20 protein-coding genes are annotated in these 18,110 nt (G+C 35.1%); 11 read left to right on the plus strand and 9 right to left on the minus strand.

Annotated features, from left to right (window positions below):
- Positions 1-65: 65 nt before the first annotated feature.
- The 7 genes from M977_RS13715 (at position 66) to M977_RS13745 (ending at position 6,282) form a co-directional block, all read left to right on the plus strand.
- Positions 66-272, plus strand: a complete 207-nt coding sequence (locus tag M977_RS13715) for a helix-turn-helix transcriptional regulator (protein ID WP_064515959.1) — start codon at positions 66-68, stop codon at positions 270-272.
- A 16-nt stretch (positions 273-288) separates the two neighbouring features.
- Complete coding sequence (locus M977_RS13720) at positions 289-603, plus strand: hypothetical protein (protein ID WP_064516009.1); 315 nt, start codon at positions 289-291, stop codon at positions 601-603.
- A gap of 284 nt (positions 604-887) precedes the next feature.
- Positions 888-2,099, plus strand: a complete 1,212-nt coding sequence (locus tag M977_RS13725; protein ID WP_064515962.1) for a tyrosine-type recombinase/integrase — start codon at positions 888-890, stop codon at positions 2,097-2,099.
- A complete protein-coding gene (locus M977_RS13730; protein ID WP_083962944.1) occupies positions 2,092-3,420 on the plus strand; it encodes a site-specific integrase in 1,329 nt (442 codons plus the stop codon). Before M977_RS13725 ends, M977_RS13730 begins: the two co-directional genes overlap by 8 nt.
- Positions 3,421-3,445: 25 nt before the next feature.
- A complete protein-coding gene (locus M977_RS13735; RefSeq protein ID WP_064515963.1) occupies positions 3,446-5,329 on the plus strand; it encodes a hypothetical protein in 1,884 nt (627 codons plus the stop codon).
- 22 nt (positions 5,330-5,351) lie between these two features.
- Entirely contained in the window at positions 5,352-5,741 is a 390-nt protein-coding gene (locus M977_RS13740) for a hypothetical protein (RefSeq protein WP_064515964.1), read from the plus strand.
- 121 nt (positions 5,742-5,862) lie between these two features.
- Positions 5,863-6,282: a hypothetical protein gene (locus tag M977_RS13745; RefSeq protein ID WP_157092074.1), complete on the plus strand. Its 420-nt coding sequence runs from the start codon at positions 5,863-5,865 to the stop codon at positions 6,280-6,282.
- Between the two features lie 41 nt (positions 6,283-6,323).
- Here the strand turns inward: M977_RS13745 and M977_RS13750 are convergent, their stop codons facing one another.
- From M977_RS13750 to M977_RS13795, 9 genes are all read right to left on the minus strand, one after another.
- Complete coding sequence (locus tag M977_RS13750) at positions 6,324-6,713, minus strand: hypothetical protein (RefSeq protein WP_064515968.1); 390 nt, start codon at positions 6,711-6,713, stop codon at positions 6,324-6,326.
- 24 nt (positions 6,714-6,737) lie between these two features.
- Entirely contained in the window at positions 6,738-7,364 is a 627-nt protein-coding gene (locus M977_RS13755) for a DUF4755 domain-containing protein (protein ID WP_064515970.1), read from the minus strand.
- 235 nt (positions 7,365-7,599) lie between these two features.
- Complete coding sequence (locus tag M977_RS13760) at positions 7,600-8,820, minus strand: relaxase/mobilization nuclease domain-containing protein (RefSeq protein ID WP_064515972.1); 1,221 nt, start codon at positions 8,818-8,820, stop codon at positions 7,600-7,602.
- The gene (locus M977_RS13765) at positions 8,789-9,187 is read right to left on the minus strand and encodes a hypothetical protein (protein ID WP_064515975.1); all 399 of its coding nucleotides are present in this window, start codon (positions 9,185-9,187) and stop codon (positions 8,789-8,791) included. The genes M977_RS13760 and M977_RS13765 overlap by 32 nt, the downstream gene beginning before the upstream one ends.
- A 163-nt stretch (positions 9,188-9,350) precedes the next feature.
- Positions 9,351-10,967, minus strand: a complete 1,617-nt coding sequence (locus M977_RS13770; protein ID WP_064515977.1) for a DUF2326 domain-containing protein — start codon at positions 10,965-10,967, stop codon at positions 9,351-9,353.
- Positions 10,961-11,182: an ABC-three component system middle component 7 gene (locus M977_RS26040; protein ID WP_064515979.1), complete on the minus strand. Its 222-nt coding sequence runs from the start codon at positions 11,180-11,182 to the stop codon at positions 10,961-10,963. Before M977_RS26040 ends, M977_RS13770 begins: the two co-directional genes overlap by 7 nt.
- Positions 11,179-11,937, minus strand: coding sequence for an ABC-three component system protein (locus M977_RS13780; RefSeq protein WP_064515981.1), 759 nt, complete (start codon positions 11,935-11,937; stop codon positions 11,179-11,181). The genes M977_RS26040 and M977_RS13780 overlap by 4 nt, the downstream gene beginning before the upstream one ends.
- A 578-nt stretch (positions 11,938-12,515) precedes the next feature.
- Entirely contained in the window at positions 12,516-12,947 is a 432-nt protein-coding gene (locus M977_RS13790; protein WP_245163509.1) for a hypothetical protein, read from the minus strand.
- A 31-nt stretch (positions 12,948-12,978) separates the two neighbouring features.
- On the minus strand, positions 12,979-13,887 hold the full coding sequence (locus tag M977_RS13795) for a DUF2971 domain-containing protein (protein ID WP_064515985.1): 909 nt from the start codon (positions 13,885-13,887) through the stop codon (positions 12,979-12,981).
- 632 nt (positions 13,888-14,519) lie between these two features.
- On the opposite strand from M977_RS13795, the gene hxsD reads away from it, so the two are divergent.
- The 4 genes from hxsD to hxsA are packed head-to-tail and all read left to right on the plus strand — an operon-like array spanning position 14,520 to position 17,926.
- Positions 14,520-14,792, plus strand: a complete 273-nt coding sequence (hxsD, locus tag M977_RS13800) for a His-Xaa-Ser system protein HxsD (RefSeq protein ID WP_064515987.1) — start codon at positions 14,520-14,522, stop codon at positions 14,790-14,792.
- Positions 14,792-16,186 (plus strand): His-Xaa-Ser system radical SAM maturase HxsB, encoded by a 1,395-nt coding sequence (gene hxsB, locus M977_RS13805; RefSeq protein WP_064515989.1) that lies wholly within the window; start codon positions 14,792-14,794, stop codon positions 16,184-16,186. Before hxsD ends, hxsB begins: the two co-directional genes overlap by 1 nt.
- Positions 16,179-17,291, plus strand: a complete 1,113-nt coding sequence (hxsC, locus tag M977_RS13810) for a His-Xaa-Ser system radical SAM maturase HxsC (RefSeq protein WP_064515991.1) — start codon at positions 16,179-16,181, stop codon at positions 17,289-17,291. The genes hxsB and hxsC overlap by 8 nt, the downstream gene beginning before the upstream one ends.
- Positions 17,288-17,926, plus strand: coding sequence for a His-Xaa-Ser repeat protein HxsA (hxsA, locus tag M977_RS24445; RefSeq protein ID WP_074392030.1), 639 nt, complete (start codon positions 17,288-17,290; stop codon positions 17,924-17,926). Before hxsC ends, hxsA begins: the two co-directional genes overlap by 4 nt.
- Positions 17,927-18,110: the final 184 nt, after the last annotated feature.

Raw genomic sequence — 18,110 nt, forward strand, 5'->3', positions numbered from 1 at the left:
CTCCCTTCATAGTTAAAAGTATGTGTGGCTAATATCTCCTTAACGAAAAAACAGGAGATGACCAAATGAACTCAACAAACCAAAATTTAATTCGTTTGCCAGAAGTCTTACAAAGAACAGGTTTCGGTAAAGCTTGGATCTATCGTCTTATTAGTGAAGGTCGATTTCCTGCCCCTGTGAAGATCGGTGTTCGTGCAGTAGCTTTCGTAGAAAGTGAGGTTGATGCCTGGGTTCAGTCTGTTATCGAAACAAGTCGAAAAAATGTTGCTTAATCTGGGAGACATTATCATGAATATCGAAGAGTTTATGAATGAAGAAAACCATATGTGCAATCTTGGTGACAATCTCTTTAATGAGATCTTCGCAAAAGGAGCAATATATGATTTACCGGACAATGAATTTAGCAAAAGGATTGTTTACTGGTTAAGTCAGTATCTGGTTGGCAATGTGAGAGAACCATTAGAGTCTATCTCTAAGCTGGATATTTTTGACCAATTTTATATTTATGAAACATGGTTTTCATTAATTAAATGTCCAGAAGAATTTAAACGCCTTTCAAAAAGAATAATTCAATACCATATTGGATTAAAAACTCTTTTGTAAAAATGTAAAGTTTGAATGAGAAAAGTAGGGTTAAACTTTGCAAAATATTTTACGAAAATATTGAGTGTCTTATTCTACTTAGGTTTGACACTCGTTTCTAAGTATCAGGTGTACATAAGGATAACTAGATTCACCTTATATAAGGTGCGAAAATTTTTATAATTAAATAATTGACTTTAAACAATATAATATTAATTAATGTGAATTTTTTTTGTAAAAAATAAAAGCGTAGTTTAACAATACATCGCACCTATATATAGGTGTGAAATTTTAAAGGAGAATGTATGAAAAAATATGTTATAAATTCGTTTATGTTTGAAAATGGAGAAAGGTTTTGTCATGTAGTAGAGAAAATATCAGGCGAACCTATTTATTATCCAAATCTTTATTTGCTCACTCAGATAAGAAATCGATCAAGTTCAATCAATACTATACAGTTAATTGCGGGTAGCCTGGTGCTATTGCATAACTGGTTTTACAATAATAATATTGATATAGAGGAAAGAATTCGCAAGCTGGATTTTTTGGAGTTTAATGAGATGGATTCTTTGTCAGATTATATGTCAATGAATTATAAAAGAAGAAAAGGATCTCCAGAAAATAAACCTTCTCTAGCAAAAGGGCCAACAAAGTATTTTAGATTAAGTGTTATATGCGATTACATGGAATGGCTTTGTAATTTATATTTAATATTGTCTGGTGGTAAGGATATTGGAAGTAAGATAAAGCCATTTATCAGAGAGTTAAAAAAGAAAAGGCCATTAAACACCGACAGGTATAAAAAAGAGATACCAGATAAAACATTAAACCGCAAACAACTTGATATATTATTCCATATTATAAACCCTGGATCGGAACTGAATCCATTTTCACAAAAAGTTCAGGTGAGAAATCGCTTAATGATGCTGATGCTTTATTCGTTTGGTATAAGAGTCGGAGAGCTTTTAAATCTTAGAGTAAGTGATATTGATTTTTTAAACTCCACAATCGTTATTAAAAGAAGGGCTGATGATAAGTCCGATCCGAGAGTAAACCAGCCTCTTGTAAAAACAAGTGAAAGGAAAATTCCAATAGGGAAGGAATTAATGGAGGAAATATATAGTTATATAACAAAAGATAGAAGAAAAATAAATAAATCCAGATTAAATGAATTTATTTTCATTACTTACCAATCAGGTGATACTAATGGAATGCCGTTATCAATATCTGCTTATCACAAGATTATTAACGTTATCAGTAAATCTCATTCTGATTTGTCTGGTTTATGTGGGCATCAATTAAGACATACTTGGAATTATGAATTTTCAGTGATGGTAGATAGTCTGAGTGATGGTATTTCTCAAGAAAAGGAAGAACAAATAAGATGTTACTTGATGGGCTGGTGCATTGGCTCTGAAACAGCAAAAATATATAACAGAAGACACCTTGTCGAAGAAGCTCACAAAACCTCTCTTACTATACAGAAAGAAATTATGGAGGGTATTCTCTATGAATAATAAAAAGGTTTACCCTGCCGTGAAATATTTGCAAGCAAGACAATCTGAATATTTATTTTGTATCGATGAATCTAAGTGGAAATTAGATAAAAATCATACTATTAATGTTGAAGATGTGTCACATATTCTTAGTCCAAAACTAATAGAAGGATATTTAAATACACTTGCTTTTTATGCTTGCAATTATAGCTCTGCCTATGTGGTTAAAATTAATGATAATATGAAGGATTTTCTCAAAAAAACATCTTCTGTTTTTATTTCAGAGTTGGATATATTGAATTACAAAGCATTTCTTTCAGAGATAAATATGCAAAAGTTAATTATATTGAGGTGTTTTTTTAAGAAATGGCATTCAATAGGATATTACGGAGTTGATGATAATGCAATAATTATTCTGAAATCAATGAGATTAAAAGCAAAAACACCAGGAGCTATCATAAAGCAAGAAGACCCAAATAAAGGTGCCTTAACAGACAATGAACATAAAACTTTAAATCTGGCTATGCATAACGCTTATAAAAACAAAAAAATAACACATTTGGAATTTTCTTTAGCTCTTTTGGTTAGTTTAACAGGCCGAAGATCATCACAAATTATCGCATTAAAGTTTAAAGATATAATTAAAGAAACATTTGTCAATGGTGATGATGGATTTTTCTTAAAGTTTCCCAGAGTTAAGCAAGGTGTTAGTTTTAGACAGGCTTTCAGAATGTTGAATATTGATGAGTTTCTTTATAACACGATAATTAAACAGGCAAACTATTCTATATCGCTTATTGAAAATAATATTGGCAGGTCTCTAATTCTGGAAGAGAAAAATGAGGTTCCGGTTTTTCTTGATAGTAAAAAATATAAGATTATAAGTGGAAGTAGAGAAGATTTTTATTTACTAACCTCTGACAGGCTTCACGCATCAGCTAATATTGTAAGCCTGTCTCTTAAAAAAATAGTTGAAAAAGAAAATGTAATTTCTGAAAGAACAGGGGAGTGTATGAAGGTCAATGCATACAGGCTACGTTATACTCTAGGAACAAGGCTGGCGCACAAAGGATATAGCGTGCAAGTTATAGCCGAGCTATTAGACCATTCTTCGACTTTAAGTGCGGGAATCTATATCGAAAACCTACCAGATAATGCTATAAAAATTAATGGAGCCATTTCTACTAATCTTGCTTTTTTAGCAGATGTTTTTCTTGGGAAAACCAAAATAAATGAGAGCATAAATAACAAAAAATTGTTAACAAGGAAAGGCTGTTCATCCTGGGGTAGTTATTCAAAAGCACCCTGTAATGGCTGTATTTATTTTAAAAAGTTTAAATAATGTCTTTTTAATTAAGGAGTCATAAATGAAGAATGTTATTGTATTTAAATCAAAATCAGAGTTAGGGGCAGTAAAAAATATTGATGATTTTGTGATATTCTGTAAAGAAAAATTAACTCTTTATGAAGATGTTATCGACTGGAATAAGTCTGAATGGAAAGGAATTGCCATTTTTAGAAAGTTAAATACAGGGAAAGGAATTATGAGAGAGGAATACACTTTAGACGCAAATTTTATAAATTTTGCTAAAAGCTATATAAGATACCAGCAGTCTCTGAACCCTGTTAAGAATCTTGGAGGTAAAATGATGGCATTGAGATGCCTTGAAGAGGCTCTTTTACAAGTTTGTCAAAAAGCATATATTTATAATACCACTATCATTGTTCTTGATGAGGCAATAAAGATAGCAAGTCAATATTATGATAATAACGTATTGTATACATGTGGTTATGAATTAGAAAGACTTTCCAGCTTTATTTCTGGGCAACAATTTTTAAAAATAGGTATTCTTAGCTGGAAGAACCCGATTAAACCCAATACCCGTAATAACTATCTTCCAGAGAAAAAAGATGAAGAAAGGAGAAATAAACTACCGGATGAGCGAGCATTACTCGCTATAGCGGAAATATTTTCACGACAGGATGAAGAACTTAGCGAGAGAGATCTTTTTACGTCATCGGTTTTTGCTTTACTGATGTGCTCCCCAAGTCGCATCTCAGAAATTCTTGCATTGCCTGCTGACTGTGAAATTACTCGAAACGATAAAGACGGAGTAGAGCGTTATGGGCTTCGATTCTATTCTGTAAAAGGCTATGGAGCTACTATTAAGTGGATACCCGATGTTATGGTGCCCGTTGCAAGGAAAGCCATTAGTAGACTGCGTAGGTTGTCTAAAAATGCACGTTCTCTCGCCAGATGGCATGAATCTTCGTCGGATAAATTTTACAGACATGATATTTGTCCCACAGTGCGGGAGGATGAACCACTTGGTGTTGTTCAAGTTTGTCATGCACTTGGCTATCCACTAACGGATAAAAAGCAATGCTTCAATAAGATAAAATGCACAAGTCTTGACGGAGGGGGATCATTCCTTAACCCAGCAGACGGACATTATACATTGAGAGTACTTGGGCAGATGATAAGAAAGAAATTACCTGCGGATTTTCCGTGGTTTGATAAAGAAAAATCAGTCCGATACAGTAATGCTCTGTGTTTGTTAAATCAGCATCAGTGCAATGATGCAAAATTTACAGCCCGCTATGCTATTTATAGACCAACCTATAGTTTTTTCTCTCAGTACATAGAAAAGATCCCTCCCAAAGGGCAACGGTATAAGAATATATTTGAACGACATGGTTATCTGGATAGTGAAGGTAAGCCATTATCTTTGCGTTCTCATCAGCCAAGGCATTTGCTGAATACTCTTGCTCATTTAGGTGAATTATCAGAATTAGATATTGCAAAATGGTCAGGAAGAGTTTGTGTAACTCAGAACAGGAACTATAACCACACATCACAAGAACAAATGATGCTAAAAGTTGCTGGGATGAGATTGGGAAATAATCGCTACTGCCATCATACTGATTCCCATTCGTCCCTGAATGTGGGGGAGGATATGGATACATTGAATAATGGGGCTGTCCACTTAACGCCTAATGGCTATTGCATTCACGACTATTTAATACCGCCATGTAAAAAAATATTAAAAACAATGGAATTTGGTTGGGTTGGTTCTGATGCTATGAATGAACAACAACGAGAACAAGTAATAAAAAAGCTACGTTCACTACATCAAATGACAAAGCAAGCTGTGCATGAGGGATTTTACGGTGCAGATAAGTGGCTTTCTTACCATGAAAATGTGTTATCAATTTTAGAAAGACAGATAAAAATTAAAGGCAGCATATAAAAATTACAAAATGGGAGGCAGTATGGCAAAGCATTTAACGCAATTAGATATTAATAAAATAAAAAATACCATCAATACATGGGATGGTAAGTTAACATGGGATTTATTGTGTGAATCACTAAAAAAAATTATTGGAAAGAAACCTACTCGTCAATCTTTAAATATGCATAAAGATATCGTTGACGTTTATTTTTTAAAAAAGAAAAAATTAAAGGAAAGTTATGCTCCATTAAAAAAACCTGCTAATTTGAATATTGCTGCGCAAAGAATTAAAAATATGGAGGTTGAGATTGAAGTTCTTAAAAAACAAAACAACAGATATAAAGAACAGTTCACGCAGTGGCAATATAATTCTTATAAGTATGGGATTAAACTACATCAATTAAATGAACCTTTGCCAGAGAAAAAATGACGCACAGTAAAGTAATAATTACATTTCGTAAATATATATTTACAGATCTATTGATTTTAAATTTAAATCTGCTATTTATTAAATGTCAGGATGACAATAATAGATTGCAAGGATGCAACTTATGTATAATGAAAAAGAATCTTTAACAAAAGAAGAGCAATTAATCATACTCATTGATAGGTATCTTACTGATCAATATGAACTTGAAGATGATATGTCTTCATATAAATTATATTTAATTTTAGTAGGATATCACCTTAAGTATTTTTACCCACATGCTCTTTACTGTAATTCCATTAGTAATATTGACAATATCATGCAAATGTTTTGTAGCGTATGTAATTGTATGGAAGGTAATTTAATACAAAGATTGAAAAACAATGAGTGCGTGATTTTTAAATTAAATGCACTTGTAGATTATATCGAAGGAAATCAAATTAGGTTAGAACAAGTCTATGTAGAACTAAAAGCACAGTATGAAAAGAAAGAAATTAGTATAATCACAACACCATGTAAGCCTCTTAAAAGACCAAGATTGTGATATCGTTCTATATGACGAGGATATCACAATATCTGAGGAGGTTAGTTGGTAATGCTTTTTTCTAGTTTTAGATTGTGAGACGAAAAACTCCAATTTTTAACAGTATCATTTTTATTAAATACAATAGATAGAGTTCTTGACTCTGCTGTTGTGTTCCCAATAAACATACCGACAACTGGAACAAAATTAAGAGCATTCATTTTCGAATTATTCATATCATATAAATAAATATCACCACTTTCATCGTTCGTCGTGGTTGACGTAGGTGAACCAAATTCTCTGACAATATCACTCTTAGTTGTTTTGTTTTTGATTAATTTTGTTTGAAGAGAAGCTTGATTTTCATTCTTCAAAGATTGGTTCCCTGAAGAAGAACAACCTACTACACTGAAAGTTGAAATTGTAAGCAAAACTATAATAAATTTGTTCATACTGGCTATCCTTTTTGATTAGATTTATTCTTTATTAAAAACTTGACTGAATACTTCCATCCATTTCTTCATTTGAATTTCTGTATCTCTTAATCCTTCGTCATTATTAAAACGCCCTTTTTTAGGGAAAAACTTGATTTGCCATTCCGGGTTTTCTATATCTTTTACTGAAACGAAAAAGCCAGAGTTCTTTTCATCTCTAAGTTTGTTTATATCATTTTGTGATTTAGCAATGAGTGTATTTGTAATACCAATTCCTAGCATTTTTCCTGCACTTTCCAAGCTATAGCGCCATTCACGAAGCTCATCGAAAGAATATGTCTTTTCTTTGTTCTTTTCTTTAAGTTTTATAGCTTTCTTATTTATGTCTATAAGCAACGATGTTTTATCAAACTCATGATAGTAGTAACCGTCATTATTTTCGTTAAAATAATCGATAGTTGAATGATTTTTGCGTTTATCGAGATACTTAGGTATTGCTGAAAAAATTATAAAGGCACCTGCCAGTAACCATGCAACGAATGACTGTGAGACAGCTTCTGAACCTAAGGTGCAGAATATTACTACGGGTATTGCTAATGCTACCCAGACCCTTTTCATAACGAAGATCGTTGGTTTAGAAGGTTCTTTGAAACTGACTTCTGTTGTCATTTGCGTATCCATCAAGTTGTTTAATCTTTAACAGGAGTGGAGATATCTTGATGAATTCTCGATGGTTTACGAGCTTTAGTAAAAACGTTTGTACCGATCGATGTTACATTTATGATAGGCACTGGCTATCAAGTGTTAATTATTGATCGGTTTTACAGATCAATAATTTGTCGATAAATCAATAGATTAATCCATATGTTTTATATGGTTAAATTTATGTTAATCCAATTGGTTGTTATTTCTGTCGTTTTAGACTTTTAGTGAATTGAGTTTGTATTGCGGGAGTTAAAGCGTGAACTTTCAACACTCTCTTAAATTTCCGCAATGAATGTATCAAACAAAAACCGTACTGTTTCAACAGGTTAAGAAGTGGAAGCCATAATGCGAAGCGCGGTGCTCTTACTTGCCTGGTTTTCTTGGCATCTTGTAACTCAAAGACAGCATCTATTATGCGTTGTCGCTTATCTTCTTTAACTTTCAGTTTCAAATCGAGAGAAGCAATTTTTTCAGAAATACTCAACTCTTTCTGTCTATACGACACAATCCTTGCAGGAGCAGGAGCAGGAGCAGGAGCAGGAGCAGGAGCAGGAGCAGGAGCAGGAGCAGGAGCAGGAGCAGGAGCAGGGTGGTCTTTTGTCGGTCTGTTGGTTCGTATAGCTTCTAAGTGGTCAGGGTTGTAGCTAAGTTGCTTTTGAAGATTTGCCCAAGAGTAACCCTTGCCTAACTGTGAAGCTTTGAAAGCTATTCCTGTGTATTCGAAAGAGAAGCCGTTCATTTTACCTGTGCTTGCGACATTCGCCGTCCAGCCGACTTCTGCTTCTTCAAGTCTCTTGATAAAAGTTAAAAGGTCAGGTGTATCTGCCAAACTTTTATCAATGATCTGTTGAAGGGATTTCTTGGGGCAGGGAACACCAGTGCGTTCTGATAGCATCTGTTCGTTGCGAGAGATTCTTTTCCGCTTCGGTTGTCTTGGTTTGAGGGAAGATGCTGTTTTAGTGACAGTAAGGCCATGAGCGATTTCGAGCTCGCTGATTATACGAGTGCTTATGAGATTTTCGTTCCTACCCAAGTAAAGCTTGCCACCGTTGAGGTCGATGCGACTGGCGATAATGTGTATGTGCTGGCCTGCTTCGTCGTCGTGCAACACATAACACCTGAGATGGGTATCACTGAACCCCATGCGTTGCATATAGTCGTCTGCGAACATAACCCATTTGTCTATTGACAGCGATTCACCTGCAGGTAGGCGAAGCGAATTGTGCCACACCGCTTTTTCTACTTCCGGGCGAAGCTGTTTGCTTGTATCGAATTCAGCGATTAGATCTTCTGCAAAGCTTCCCATCATATTGCCACCGATCACGGAGGGAACTTGTTTATGATGAGATGCTTGTTTTAATGCATAGAGAACAACACCAACAAAGCTTTTACCACGTCTGATCTTCTGCATTCCCTTCATCGGGGTTGCTCCATATGTCAGCGCTTAGAAGGTTCTGGCGAAGCTCTGCTAATTGCCGCTTAACAGCGAACAATTCTGTATGGGTAAGCTTGCTATCTTTGCTTTTACTATCTATATGAGTAGCAATACGATTTAGTTTTTGAGATATATCAGATATAGCTTTCCAAGCCTCTGTATTGATTTCAGGTATAACAGGGGGTAATTTTTGGAGGGATGCCATGCGTAACCATTCGCCTTTGCTTTTTTCACCACGCCTTGCATTGAGTAGCTGCAATTCATCTTTGTTAAGCCTTACACTGACACAATATGTCCTAAGAAGGTTTTTCGATATATTAACTCTGCTAATTCGGTTGAAAATGTTATCCATATGAACTCCTTTCATATCTTATAATTTATATATCTGAGCATATTCCATATGCTCTCTATTATTTATATTTTATTCGTGAGGAATGTCAATGTGGTGATTTAATAATGGAGTAAATAACATAAAATGGCCACCGTTCTGAATGCCTAGTAGCCATTCTAAATGATTATTTTCTTTGGGATTCGATATTCCATGAAAATTTAAATGCGGGATATTTTCTACTTATCCTCATAAAACTTGCTTGTCGCAAAATTGATCTTGTATTTTCACTATAAATATTTAGTTGATCTAGTGATATAAAAACTTGTTTATCAATAGTGTTTAATGTGTTAACTATCTTTTCTATAGCTGCGACTTCGACATTTTTGAAAACAATCGAATCCTCAATGGCTATAGGTAATTTTGTTGTATGTAAAAAACTCACATCCAATGCCAGCATATTTGCATAAGATTTACCTGTCCCCGAATCAGAATGATGTTCGAAAAGATAATTATTATCACTGAGAATTATCTGGGGAGGTATTCTGTCTGGACCATAGAATTTTGTGTTAAAGAGTTTGAGGTTTTCATTTAATAAGTTAGAGATTTTTGACAGGATTTCTTCAGTTTTTTCTTTAAGTTCTACTTTTATAGCTGTTGAGGCTTCCTTGATATCATCCTGGCGTTCTCTGTAGTTAACAGTATCTTCGACTTCTTTTTTCTTTATAGATAAAGACAATACTTCATCAATAATCTCGTCCGGTCTATCTACTGACGCTGCTATTTCTTTAATTTTCAGGTCAATTAAACTAATTCCCATATCAATCTCATTTAATTGGTATATAAGACTTTCTTTTTCTTTTTTCAACTCATCACTTAATATTTTTGAAATTGATGAATGGAAACCTTCTACCTCATTTAGCTTTTCAATGTTAACAGTTGGGAAGAAATCGACAACTTTGCAAAAATATCTTTTGGGAATAGGCTTGGTATCAGATATATTTTCTTCTATCCTAAATAATTTACTTGCGAGAGAGTTTTTTTGTTTTAGATATTTATCCTTTTCGACAGCTAACGTTAGGCTTTTTTCGTCCAGAATAGCTTTTATGTTAGCTGCGAAAAGATCTAAATCTTTTTTTATGATGTCAATTTTATTGTCGATAACACTGAGGTCTTGTTTTGCTTGCCTATATTCTTTTAAATTTACTTTTTTGACAAAACCTTGTTTGAACGCAATATCAATATTTTTTCTTTTCACTTCATTTTCGGCTTTCTTTTTTTCAATTTCTTCAATTAAATTATAATAGCCGAAAGATTTTATGAGAAACTCTTTGATTGAAGCATATCCTTCACCTGTAAAGCGCAAAAGAGGTTTATTAGGATTGTAATTATCTTTTCCCCAAATTCTGGAAAATCTTGAGATTAAATTTCTTAATGAAGGGTCGTTTGATGAAAAACCATATTTCTGAGCTAAGAACGTTCTAAAATCTACAATTGACCACTCAATATTTTCTTCGTTGCTTTTAAAAATTACACTACTATGAGTTTCAGTTTTTCTTGTGAAATTATATGATTTTCCATCAAATTCAAAAGTGAAGTCGATATTTAGATGGCCAACTTTCGAAATAACATCTTTGCATAAGGTTATAAAATCATCCCCACCAAAAACAAAATCAATTAACATTAAAACAGATGATTTACCGATGGAGTTGGCACCATTCTTAGGCCCCAATATGGTATTTAAACCTTTTTTGAAAATCAATTCTTTTCTAATTAGTTTTTCACAGTATATATTCTTTAGCATTTTGTTACCGTCCCATTGGCTGGGTTTAATATAATTTTCTCTAAAATAAACAAAAAATCAAGTGAGTAAACAAACTCGTCCAGAGATGAAAAATTACTTGATGTTTTTTTGTATAAATCAGTAATATTAATTTCGTTAAAGTCAGTTTCTAAAATAATTGTCATCTTATATAATATTGAATCTTGGATAGAGATAGATTTACTTGGTGTAATCATGAGTAAACCTCGCAATTTTGGATAAAAAAACACACCAATACTTCCGCTGCTACATTATTAGTTTCTTTAGTGTTTGTTTTTATCCAATTAATTAAATGATCGTATATCTCAGATTGAGATAAATTCTCTCTTTTTAAAGTTAGGTAGTATGTTTTAACTTCATTGAATATTATTTCTGAAGTGTTTGGGATACGTTGATCCAGTTGCTGGAATAATTTTTTTATTTCAGTGTAAAAATAAGTAACTTGAGCCTTGATCTTTATTTTAAAAACAGGGCCAGATTCAGAATTAATTTTGTCATCAACTCTCATTGCGTTGTATGATAATTGTGAATCTTCTCTTGGCTCAAGTGTTGATAGCTTATCAATTATCTCTTTTATATCTTCTTCAATCTTAAAATTATATTGCCTGTTTTTGATTTGTGCAGCTTGTCTTAACTGCTTTTTGATAGCGCATATTTCCCGATAACCCTCAATCGTTCTTGGGTTGTCGAACAACTTATGACAGTCTCTACATAAGGCAATTAAATTATCTTCGCTATCAACATCGTCACAAAGAAGTGGCTCATTTTTTAGTAATTCTTTTTCACCTTTACGAGGAGAAAAAGGATATATGTGTGCTACTTCATAGATCTTTATTTTCCGTTTGCCATTCTGAACCATCAAAGGTTTAGAGCATTTTGGGCAAAGACCACTCACCTCATCATATAAAACTATATGCGTATTATTATTAATGTTCCTGCGTTCTTCACCCACTAATGACTCCTTGCGAAGGGGAAACGATATTCTCTACGTATTTTATTATTATAACATCAATAGGATTTAGCTATAATTGTGAAAATCGTGATCGACATCACATTTGCGGTGGGTATTGCATCTTACATCTAATTTTCTTTAGAGAATTAGTATTGTTCTGTCTTATTTTTTTTAAAGTGGAGCTGTGCGTGAGCAATGTGATTATCCAAAAAATCAGATTGTTTTTCTTTTCAACCAAAGGGCAGAAAAGCAAGGCAACTTAGTGAAGCGTAGCTTCGATAAGTTAGCCCTTGCATATTAACATTCTCAAATGCTATTGACAGCAAGATTATAATTGATATGTATATATTATAAGGTTAAAGAGAGAGATAGTGAGATGAAAACGAAAATAATCGTAGCAATTTATTTTATATTAATAATGTTTTTTGTTATTATATTGTGCAATGCAAGCGAGTTTAACATACTTAATGTGGAGGGGGCTTCTGAAATATATATAGCAATTTATAGTGCTATAATAGTCTCTTTTTTCACAACTCCGCTTGTGATTGTGTTTTTTGCCGTCATGCTAAAAAAATAAATTATTTTTCTTTTGATATTTTAATCCAGTTTTCATAACTTTCACACATAGCTATGGTGGCTTTTATTGTATATAAAATCGTGTGCCCACATATCAGAATATATCCGACTCTGTTTTTCATCAGTAAGTCAAAAGCATCTACTGGGGTTAAATCGATAGTTTTGATAATCGCCAAAGCTGTTGTAATAGCACTAATTGAGAACAATGTGGAATCATTTAAGGATTTTATTAAATCGCGTTGTTCCTTATTGCGCGTTATTATTATGCAAATTGAAAATAATATAGGGACAATTAGTGGGACAAACAGCCAAATAATGTAATTAAGGGGCTGGAAGTAGACCCAGATCAAAATTAATGATGACATTAATATGCTGATCAAATAACCCCAAAATAAGAAACCCCTCATATTCATTAATTTATATAACATAATCATAAATATCCTTAAGTTAGCTCTTAGGTGTTTGTTAATTATTCTTATACTTGTTTTTTACATTCTCAGGGTTTATCAATAAGGGATGTTTGGATATCATTGGGAATCCAAATACATCATCATTAGTCCAACCATTGGCTGAATATGATCTGAAATCCAAAGCGAACCCCTCATTGTCTATCTTTGAAACATAAAATACACAGTTTTTTAATTCTGGGTCAGTGAATACAATTTTTTTTAGTTCTTCAATTTTATTCGTGTCCATGTTACAGCCTGTAGTTATAGAGCGAATTTGAGACTTTTTTATTTTAAATAGATGTATGGTATTGCCATTGTCCAAATGTACTATTTTATCAGCTTGTTCCAAAGGTTTTATGATTCTGCACTCTTTTTCATAACACCATTTCTTACCTTTAACAAAAAAAGGAAAAATGACTCCTGATTCTATGTCTTCTTGGGTGACCATTGGCCTTTCATGAGAGTACGTTATTTTTGATATTTCAGTGTCATCAATAAAGTCACTATGGAATTCAATAATAAAACCTCTGTGTTCGTCTGTGTAATGGGACCACATTAATAAATTACGTCTTGGATCTTCTTCACTAAAAATTGCTACTGATGGCATTGAACACATATCTTTAGAACTGGAAAGAGAAAGAATTCCATATTTATTAGAGAACTTTGAATATTCAGTTTTATAGTGTCCAATTTTATTGAATCGTTTCCATGAAAAATCATGATCACTTGCTGTGAATTCATGATTTTGATAATCATACCCGGATTCTATCATTTGAATATTGTAAGGGTCATGAGGAATTACTACAGGGTTAACTTCGAAGGGGTCATTCAAGTCTTTAGGGGGAGTAAATCTAATATATCCATCTTTTAAAATATCAATTCTATCTTGTGTAACGAATTTCAAAAAGCTGTATGGTGTTTCCATTATATCAACCATCTTTTATTTATTTTTAATAAACCTCATATAGCCATATGTTATCACTTTGAGTGCCTAATCTAAAGACTGGTGCATGAAAATCCGATATACCATTTTTTGTAGGAGAAGGCCCCCTGTCAAGTATGCCAATTGTATTCTATAGTTCTTTTCTATGAATAAAATCTTTAAAAATCATTGTATTGTTTTATTTGTATAATACTGCTGCATCATCTCTGTCTGAGATTTATGACATACGAAAAGTATGTCGGCAATGGCAACATGTAACTCTATGACCCTACTATATAATTTTGCGCTTAAAGCTCGCATCACCAAACCGACTGGCTCTTACATTACTAATAGTGGATAACTTCTCACATCTCCGGCTAAAGATTCGCTACTAACCTGTTCTATCAGCTAATCATAAAATGTAAAAAAAAATTTACAAATTACCCTTTCAAGAGGTAATGTTATTGTATATGGGATAAGTCTTGATTGTGACTTGTGTAACTAACTGAATTTAAATAAGTTAAATTTTATTACACTCACAGAATCTTACGTCATCTATCCGGAAGGCTTAGAAGATGCTTACAAAAACATAAGCCATTCTAATGGTTATGTTTTATTAACTCTTTGAGACATATATGTGGAATAAAACGATAAGCAAAACAGCATGTTCTGAATGGGTTTTACGAAACAGTCTTTACTGGATGACTGCCTATACACGATGGCGATTGGAAGATGACGATGTAAATTGGCATGTCTCTTTTGATACGTGTAGTGAGGAAATACAGTTCGAATTTGAACGGTTGAGAAACGATTTCCAGCTAAGGGAATCTCTTGATAGCCATACGGGAAGAGTTAGAGCAGCGATTATCAGCAATGTTCTGAAGAGTATTGATGAGAGACTCGCTTGATGAAGCTCATGCCATTTAACTTCGATAGATTAAATGATGGCAAGGTTTTCATCAGTAATCTGGCTGGTTTCCACCACTTCATTGAGGATGCAGAGCTTTTCCAGCTATCATGCAACCAATTTCCAATAGAGCGGAATGTATCGGGTAGCCTTGAAAGTAAGCTTTTTATTGCTAATGATGACGCGGTTTCATTGGCTTCTTCTGCGTTAAGTTCTGGTTTAGCTAAAAGACTCATGAATGATTTAGCCATCAGGCCAATCTTCATGATAGTTCCTACACTGAGATGTGATCATACCTGCAAGTATTGTCAGGTTAGCAGAGCAGCAGTCGGAGCAAGTGGCTACGATCTTGACCCGAAACTCATACCTGAAATTGTCAGCGCTATAAAGAAATTGGGAACACCGCCATACAAAATCGAAGTTCAGGGGGGAGAACCACTCCTCAGATTCGATCTTGTGCAAATGATTTATAACGAATGTGAGGTTTCACTCGGCTCCGAAGCTTTTGAAATGGTGATTGCTACAAGCCTGTCGCTGTTAGATGCTTCTGTCATCGAGTGGGTGAGAAGTAGGAACATTACTTTCTCTGTATCTCTTGACGGCAATGAACATACCCACAATACGAATCGAATCCTCCCTGGAGCAAAAGCTCACTCGAGAGCTATCGCTGGTATGCAACTCATACGTGATGAATTGGGTTCTAATCGTGTTGCTACAGTAACCACTGTAACAAAAGAACTTACCAAAGATCCTGTTTCGATAGTGGAGGCTCATTTGGGCTTAGGTCTTACGGATATGTTTATTAGACCTGTCAGCCCATACGGATTTGCCCAAAAGCAAAGCTTTACCTTTTCGATGCCGGAGTATTTCGAATTTTACAAAGAGTTGATGGAAGAAGTGTTACTTCAGAATCAGAAGGGCATACCTGTCGTTGAGCATTCGGCTGCTATCCATATTAAGAGAATCTTTAATCCGGGCTTCAGTGGCTATGCAGACCTGAAATCGCCAAGCGGAGTGGTTCTGAACTGTATCCTCTTCAATTATGACGGTAAGGTTTACGGTAGCGACGAAAGCCGTATGCTTCAGAAAGTGAATCCCGAAGCAGATTTTAGTGCCGGTAACTTTTCTTCCCTGTCGTTCAGTAATAGTGAGTTCTACAGGTCGTCATTAACATCATCATTTAACTTCGCTATGCCTGGTTGTGACACATGCGCCTATCAGCCTTTCTGTGGCGCAGATCCTTGCCAAAACATCAGTGTCCACGGCGAACCAGTTGGTGACAAGAGCCGGTCTACATTCTGCCAATACCACAAAGGTATGTTCCGTTACCTTCTGAACGAGATATCTCAGGATGGGCCTATGGCAGAGATGCTTAAAGGATGGGCTTATGTCTGAGGTGTTAAGAAACGATATTTTCCGGTTTTCATCTGAACTGCCAGTTAAGCAGGGATTCTATCGCTTGTGCAAATCCAAGCCAGAAAACCCTCAGTTTTTCCTCCCAAATTTGCTTGTCACTAAGGCAAAGAGCGATTCACAGCTACCTGCATATTTTACAGACTCTGTTTTTAGCAAAGAGCTATTTGATTCGATAGAAGATGGTGACATCGGGATCGTTAACAACGGCAACATGCTCAGGGTGATTTTGTCCCGAAGAGCAAATCATAATACGGTTCTGGTAACTGAAAGGTGCAACAACAGTTGCCTGTTTTGTTCGCAGCCTCCTAAGACTGGAAACGATGATTGGCTACTCAGTCAGTCAGCACTTGCCATTGCCTCTTTCTCTTTGAATGGTGTAGTGGGAGTGAGCGGGGGAGAGCCTCTACTGTATGGTGACGATTTCCTGCACTTTATCGATTTCATCATCGAAAACTCACCAGGCACTGCTTTGCATGTTTTAACAAATGGGCGGAAATTTTCAGATGTCAGTTTTACTCGTCAGATGAAAGAACGAAGCGATAAGATCAAAATTACTTTTGGTATCCCACTTTATTCTTCAAGGTCATCAGTTCATGACTATCTGGTTGGAAGTGAGGGGGCATTTGATGAGACAGTCAGAGGGTTAATAAATGCAGGTAACTCAGGGATCAACATTGAACTTAGAATTATCCCTACACAGGCTAACTATACAGAACTTGATGACATCGTTGAGTTCACTGGCCGTGTGTTCTCCAATATAAACCAAATTTCACTGATGGGGCTTGAATCGATTGGATGGGCCCGCAAGAACTGGTCATCAATCTTCGTTGAGCACGACAGCTATAGCGAGAAGATCCTTTCTGCTGTAGAAACCGCTCAGAGGTCGGGTATACCACTTACCATCTTCAATTATCCATTGTGTCACCTTCCGGAAAGAGCTTGGGGATTTGCTACACAGTCCATCTCTGACTGGAAAAATTATTATCCAAAAGAATGTGATGAATGCACTCAGAAGTCTTCCTGTGCTGGATATTTCAGTTCATCAAAAGGCCGTTTTCATCAACCTCCGAGACCTATCAAATGAAAAAATTTAATTTCGCAGCATTACTTCCTGGATTTCTTGCTTTGAATAACTCTGTATGGGCAAGTGACTCAGCTATAGGCGCAAGTGATATGCCTGCAATGTCTCTTAACGAGCATGATATGGTGATAGCCCCTCTAAACACAGAGGTGCCATTTTATATAGCGGGTCATCGCAGTCACAGTTCACATCGAAGTCATAGCTCTCATAGATCATCTTCTGGTGGTGGATACTATGGGGGAACTTCTACTCCCTACTATCCGAAAACTTACAGCACACCAAGCACCTCAGAATCATCAAGTTCAGGGACTCGTTCGTCATCGTCCTCCTCATCTGTCCGTTCACTTCGCTCTAATGACATGGATAGCTCAACCATAACAAACTCAGCAGGAACCACAGGTGCCAACCGTGCAAGTAGTGGGCTGACTTCGGATACAGAAAAACGTAAGCGGTTGATCATGAGAGTGCAGTTCGCTTTACTAGATAAAGGTTTCTACAACGGCAATATCGACGGAAGCATGGGGCCTGCTACAAGGACAGCAATCAAGAATTATAGAGTTGCAAATGGGCTTCCAACTCCAGTAAGAGAAACCTTGGATACACAGTTGTTAAATTCATTGAGTATTTTAGCTCGCTGACCAAAAGGACTACCCATGTCAAATACATATAATATCTACAAAGTCCGCATGTCCTGTCTGGATAAATTGCTCGAAAAAATAGCCAGTGTGGGTTTGAATAAACAAAAAGAAAAAATCATAGATGGCTATAAAATGGAGTTTTTTTACTCTAAAGATTTGGATGGAAATAAAATATGGTGGTGGG

The sequence above is a fragment of the Buttiauxella gaviniae ATCC 51604 genome, from assembly GCF_001654835.1.
GTDB lineage: Bacteria > Pseudomonadota > Gammaproteobacteria > Enterobacterales > Enterobacteriaceae > Buttiauxella > Buttiauxella gaviniae.